The sequence below is a fragment of the [Flexibacter] sp. ATCC 35208 genome (assembly GCF_001975825.1).
Taxonomy (GTDB): domain Bacteria; phylum Bacteroidota; class Bacteroidia; order Chitinophagales; family Chitinophagaceae; genus Chitinophaga.
The window spans coordinates 37,595-43,725 of the sequence record NZ_MTKN01000069.1 but is presented as its reverse complement, the minus strand read 5'-3'; the positions used below and the strand labels follow the sequence as shown (position 1 = coordinate 43,725).

The following is a 6,131-nucleotide window of genomic DNA, read 5'->3' as shown; positions in this document are numbered from 1 at the left end:
AATAAATGTAGAAAAATATGGAAAGGCTATTTTTATGGATGAATGCCGGGAAATACGCCTTGAGTATGCGAGTCATGCAGATAGAATAAGTGTGCTATGCTGATATAGTATTTTCCCCTCTGACTGCCAGACCTTCCACCACCAGGGGGATGTTGGTTTAGGTTTTAGGATTTTAAATCACCGGAGTGAATTCAAAGATCCCGTCATATCCAAATAGAGGCTGACCTGTATACCAGCTCCATATTTATGATAAAAAATTTTCTCCTACGATGAGGTTTTGTTGATAAATACCAGTGGATATTTGATTTTTTCAGGATGGATCTATAGATAGATACCTTATATGGTTCTTCGCCAATGACCTCGAATTTTTGAATACCTGGTTCCTGCGGAAACTTTTCAGTATCTACAGTAGTGACATTGTTAATGATTACTAATGCAGATCCCCATACCATAAGAGGCGAATTCAGTGATACTGCTGCAAATATTATAAATGGAATTTCAAACATGTTCTTAGACAATTCACTAAATAAGAAACTCGCTTTTNNAAAAGCGAGTTTCTTATTTATTATCAATCAACAATTCACTAAGACATTACAAATCACTTAACCCGGCAGCATTACCTGTCCCACTCAAACCGCTATAAATAATCACTCCCTTCGCATTACCATTCCTTGTAAAACCCCAACCCGGAGAGTTATAATTCGCCACACAGTTTGTAATAGTATGTGCAATGCTCTGACCAGAGCTACCTAACTTAAACCCATTACCATCACCATTAGAACCTTTACCATTATGCTCCGCAGTACAACCGCTGATCTTTACAGGAGCTGGATTACCATACAGATCCCATCCATCATCTGAATTGTAAGAAGCATAGCAACCAGTAAATGAATTACCAGTACCACTTGACAGCTTACATGCAAAGCCATCCGCATCTTCACCGCCTGCAGATACATCATAGTTCTGATTAGAATAACTATTATTAATACTTACATTATAGGCGCCATTGTACACCTGGATACCAGTATTCCCATTGTAATCAGAAGTGATGTTGTTCACGTAATTATTTCCTCCTGACTGGAATACGATACCGGAAGAGGGGCCGCCGGTAATGCGCATGTTCTGGATATTCCAATAGCTACCATTTACTTTCACAGCCCAACTACCAGCGCCGGCAGCATTAAGTGTTCCACCATAAATATTGATCTTGGAACTGGAAGTACCGCTATTGAGTAATTGTAGGGTACTGGTCAGGTTAATAGTGCCGCTGATGGCGATGACGTCACCTGCTTTAGCATTGGCTACAGCTGTTTTCAAAGCCGCTTCGGTTGTGACAGTAGTGGTAGCAGCAGCGGTTACTTCGCCGATTGCGGCAGTGGAAACAGGAGATGGCAGCTTCACCTGATCTTCGTTTTTGCTACAGCTGGTACATGCTAATACCAATAGGGCAATCATCAGATTGATCTTCATAACTAGGAAATAAGAGGTTAAGAAATGAGGGTATCTTAGCTGCGCAACTATGTCAATTTTACAATTAAATACAGGATAAATGAATAAGAGAGCGGGGATTTATTTACGCAATCGTTCCCGGCAACGATGGCGGATGTTGGGGCTGGTATTATTTGAGGGCAATAACAGGTCGATGCTGGTATTGCCCTCTATCAGAATTTATATTTTTATGGTGATCGTTATAAATACCAATTTCATTTTTTGTCTACATCCCCTTTCAAGGATACTTCAACTCCCCCCTCTCCTGCATATGCAAAATCTTCAACAACACGCCATTCGTCCAACCAAACCCATCCTGGTTCGGATACTCTCCTCCCCCACCAGCAAGCGTCGTATCCACTACATTATACTTCTCTAACAATTTTCCGGTCGCCCTAAAAGTCTTTATATTCAAATGCGACCATCTTGAAGCAATCTCTCCCGCCAATGAATCCTTATTATATTTCAGTAAACCTGCAATCGCCATCCAGTGCAATGGTGCCCATCCATTCGGCGCATCCCATTGCTGCCCTGTTTCTATAGGCGTTGCCACCAATCCACCAGGTTGCAAAAATTCCTCCTGCAATTCCCTCATCATCTTATCCGCCTGAGCCTGCGAAGCAATTCCAAAAAACAATGGATATATGCCCGCCAAACTTGGGATGCCCGTCTGAGCATTCTTCCTGAAATCATAATCCATGAACCATCCCTTGTTATCATCCCAGCAATATTTAATGATATCATCTGCTCTTTGTTTCGCCGCTTTTTCAAATTCTGCAGCTTTTGAAGTATTCCCTTTTTCACGATAAGCTGCTGCCAATGTCATTTCCAGGTGATACATTAAACAATTCAGATCCACAGGCACAATATCCGTCACATGAATCGTTTTCAACGAATGTCCATCTTCAAACCATCGGCTACTAAAATCCCAGCCGGTTTCAGCACCGGAGCGCAGCTCCCTGTAAACCGTTTCTTTGGATTTATTATTGAATGGTCGTTGTGCAGTCTGGATATCCTCCGTCCATGCTTCTTCCCGTGGCCATGTTCCTTTGTCAAAATACCTGTTCAACCTATGCCCGTCTGGAAGATATACCACATGTTCATCAGTTTCCTTTTGTGCGGAATGCATCCAGAAATCATATTCTTTCTGCAAAGCATCCAGGTAAAATGAAACGGGACGATTATCCAGTTCCAGCATCAATGAGAAGAAAGGTGGCTGTGAACGTGTCAGGTAATAGGTACGATTGCCATTGGGAATACTACCATGGTTCTCAATTAGCCATACAAAGTTTTGGATGATATTATCAATTTGTGCTGTATCACCGTCCTCTTTCAGACCGAGCATGGTGAAGTAACTATCCCAGTAATACACTTCCCTGAATCTTCCACCGGGTACAATGTACGGATGTGGCAAAGGGATGAGCGAGCCGCCCGTCTCCTGCTTATCAGGCGTTCGTTGCAACACCTTCCATAATGAACGGATATGGGCAGATACATCCTGTGTGGTATCAGTCACATAATTAGCCGCAGCGGGTACAGGAATTGTAAAATGGTCATTTACAAAATCCGCCAGCTGGAAGGAGGACTGTTGTTTTTGTCTTCTGTAAGAAGTCATTATCTCGCCGGGTGTCTTTTTCGGGATAGCATCTGCAAAGGTTTTGCTATCCGGGAAAATATGTGCTGATTGTACGTCTTCAAAAAGCCCTGGAAATAGCTGGACAGGAGACTCCTCTTTGGCAGTTGGTCTACAGGCTGCAAAGAGTACGATCAGGCAAATGACAGGTATTGTTCTCATACTGTTCTATTCAATTAATGACCCTGCTGCAATTCTCCTGCCACTTCTTCTATAAATAGTGGTGATGGTGGCTTTTGACTGTGCAGGAATATATGTGTACAAACCGCTATCGTCTATAGCGGGTTCTAATATTATTTCGTTTCGGTAGCAGGCCGGCGGATTTAATTATTTACCCTGCCACAACCCTTCTCACTATTCAACTTCTATTAAGGTGGCGATGCTATCTTTTGACCAGGCTGAAATATATGTGTACAAACCGCTATCGTCTATAGTGGGTTCTAATATTATTTCGTTTCGGTAGCAGGCCGGCGGATTTAATTATTTACCCTGCCACAACCCTTCTCACTATTCAATTTCTATTACGGTGGCGATGCTATCTTTTGACCAGGCAGCAGAGCAAAGGTTCGTGGAAACCGCTAATGACTAAGATCAAATTTCATAACAATGGATTGTGATTGAATTTAAGAATTATTCTGATAAAAAGAAAATCGCCTTATTGATCTTCCTCAGATCAATAAGGCGAGTATTTTGAAAATATGCGCAATTCTGTTATATAGTCGTTATGAGTTTCTACCCCTTAATTCCAGCTAAACGCAACCTGCATTTTCTTAGTAAATATCCATTTCATATAAAAATGAATAACTTTCTTCGCTTGCTTGACAAGATTCCCAGACGATTCACTAAGCGAAAAACCTATCCAGTAGTTATTCGCTGATATAGGCGTAATGGTGATACTTGTCAAATAGCGATGAAAGAACAAAGTCGTCTCCTCTAACATAATCAAAAAAACTTCATCATCAGCACCGGCATTCGTATCATGCATACCTTGCGCCGTTTCATTCAGCAACTCATCGAGTTCATATCTTAGGGCATCCAGTGTATTATCAAAATTGAACTTTTGATAATGACCAACATGGTTATCCTCCGGTGAAATCTCTACACTCATGCAATGTTCCAGATCAATACAAGGGTGTTCAATTTCATATTTATTATTCCAATCATCAAGAATATCCGCTGGCACGAGTTTCAATCTTGCCACTATTTCTTTGAAAGATATATTCTCATTCTTCATCTGAAGAAACACAATATAAAACTGATAGAATCCGCTATGAACGGGCATAGAAAAGGTATTTACGTTGATTTGGTAAACATAGTCAATTTCTATTCCAATACATTTCACAGATGAATATTTAACATTGAAATTGTTTGTTCTTACAAGTGACCGATTAATTTAATCCGCGTGATTTACAATAAAAATCGTCTGCCAGTTATAATCTTCCAGTCGTTTTTTTGGAAATGATACGTTCAATCTTTTTCCCCCTAAAACACCTTCAATTGATTTTATCCTTAAAATGCGCAATTTTGTGCAATGGCACTCATACAGCAATACAATCCTTTTGAACCACTCACTGTAGAAAGAATTCAGCAATTGCTGCTGATGGGGGAACCAATTTTGGTCGTACAGCGGTTTCAATGGACAGGGATCATCAATGGAGCCGGTTTTATGGCGACAAGATATAGTTATCCCGAAGATGCCGCAGATCATTTAGCACATCTATTGCCTAATGAAGGTAAATCGGTAGATTTGTCAATACCTGCACAACGGGATAAGCTGTTGGCGTTGTTGGCACCTGGTTCAACTTATCAGGTTTATATCGACTCTCTGAAAAACAAGAACTGGGCGAAGCAGATGCAACAGGTTTATGCTGAAGATGTTCGGAAATATATCCGTAGCCAGACACAGCTAAAACCTGACAGAGATACGGGTGTGGATATTGACTTTAACCTCCGCTATGGCCGTGTGATGGCTATTATTAATACAGGCAAACAACGGCTGGAAGTGCCTTTTTATGATATTATCAAATGATCCTTTATGTGTTACGATGTCTCTTTTCATACGAATATTCAACTTACGCTTGATATCTTTCCTAATCTTCAGGATAACAGGCAAATGGAATTGAACAGTGATGCGCTTATTCATGTGGAGGGGCATGCGCTTCCATTGTATTATGTTATTAATACGAAGGATGGGGCGCCACAGCTGACCAATATGGAATGGGGTGTGACGCCTTTGTATGTAAAAGATCCGAAGGAAAGGAAGGCGAGGCGGTCCGGGATGATAAATGCCAGAAGTGAGCGGATACTGGATGACCATAAGTCTTATTGGTACAGGATCCGGAATAACCGTTGTCTGATTCCGGTGAGCGGGATTTTTGAGCACCGGCAGATAAATGGGTGGAAGAATAAGGTGCCTTATCTGGTGCAAATGAAGGAGACGCCTTTGTTCTTTTTGCCTGGATTGTACCAGGAGAGTACGGAGGTTGATACGGCCACAGGTGAGTTACTTCAGGCAGGTACGTACACCCTGATTACGCGTCCGGCGAATGAGTTGATGGCGCAGATACATAATAGTGGGGAGAATAAACACCGGATGCCGCTTTTTGTACATCATGAGATGGCGAAACAGTGGATTGATCCGGAGTTGTCAGAGGCTGGGGTGCGGGAAGTGTTGAATTATGAGATACCGGTGGATGAGTTGAGATATAATACGGTATATACGATTCGTGGAGCGAAGCTGCGGCCAGATCATAAGGAGAAGGATACGCATTGGGAATGGCAGGCGTTGCCGCCGTTGGGAAATGATACGCCGCTGAATGCGAGGACGCAGCAGAGTTTGTTTTAGGAAGGCTGAGGGAAAAAGTATCTTTTAGACATAATTCACTGGCAAACAACCAGTTGAAGGTATATCTATCGGTAATGAATGCTTGCATGGGTCCGTGAGTTTTAACCTATTGATAAATATTTAGTTGAGATAGAAGCACTAAACCTCCATTTACACACCCTGCTT

General features: G+C 41.8%; 5 protein-coding genes. 2 read left to right on the top strand and 3 right to left on the bottom strand.

Features of this window, described 5'->3' with window-relative positions; translation table 11 throughout:
* Positions 1-591: 591 nt before the first annotated feature.
* From BW716_RS29595 to BW716_RS29585, 3 genes are all read right to left on the bottom strand, one after another.
* Positions 592-1,470, bottom strand: coding sequence for a right-handed parallel beta-helix repeat-containing protein (locus BW716_RS29595; protein WP_083729683.1), 879 nt, complete (start codon positions 1,468-1,470; stop codon positions 592-594).
* A gap of 256 nt (positions 1,471-1,726) precedes the next feature.
* Positions 1,727-3,283 carry an alpha,alpha-trehalase TreF gene (gene treF / locus BW716_RS29590; protein WP_083729682.1) on the bottom strand — a complete coding sequence of 519 codons (1,557 nt, stop codon included), beginning with the start codon at positions 3,281-3,283 and terminating at the stop codon, positions 1,727-1,729.
* Between the two features lie 577 nt (positions 3,284-3,860).
* On the bottom strand, positions 3,861-4,463 hold the full coding sequence (locus BW716_RS29585) for a hypothetical protein (protein ID WP_143709110.1): 603 nt from the start codon (positions 4,461-4,463) through the stop codon (positions 3,861-3,863).
* 189 nt (positions 4,464-4,652) lie between these two features.
* Between BW716_RS29585 and BW716_RS29580 the strand changes: the two genes are divergently transcribed.
* Positions 4,653-5,150, top strand: a complete 498-nt coding sequence (locus BW716_RS29580) for a hypothetical protein (RefSeq protein ID WP_083729680.1) — start codon at positions 4,653-4,655, stop codon at positions 5,148-5,150.
* A gap of 6 nt (positions 5,151-5,156) precedes the next feature.
* Positions 5,157-5,966 (top strand): SOS response-associated peptidase, encoded by an 810-nt coding sequence (locus tag BW716_RS29575; protein ID WP_083729679.1) that lies wholly within the window; start codon positions 5,157-5,159, stop codon positions 5,964-5,966.
* Positions 5,967-6,131 lie beyond the last annotated feature (165 nt).

Bases quoted from the DNA above. Each gene is read 5' to 3' on its own strand.
- BW716_RS29595 (WP_083729683.1), bottom strand. From the start codon at position 1,470: ATGAAGATCAATCTGATGATTGCCCTATTGGTATTAGCATGTACCAGC.
- treF (WP_083729682.1), bottom strand. From the start codon at position 3,283: ATGAGAACAATACCTGTCATTTGCCTGATCGTACTCTTTGCAGCCTGT.
- BW716_RS29580 (WP_083729680.1), top strand. From the start codon at position 4,653: ATGGCACTCATACAGCAATACAATCCTTTTGAACCACTCACTGTAGAA.
- BW716_RS29575 (WP_083729679.1), top strand. From the start codon at position 5,157: ATGTGTTACGATGTCTCTTTTCATACGAATATTCAACTTACGCTTGAT.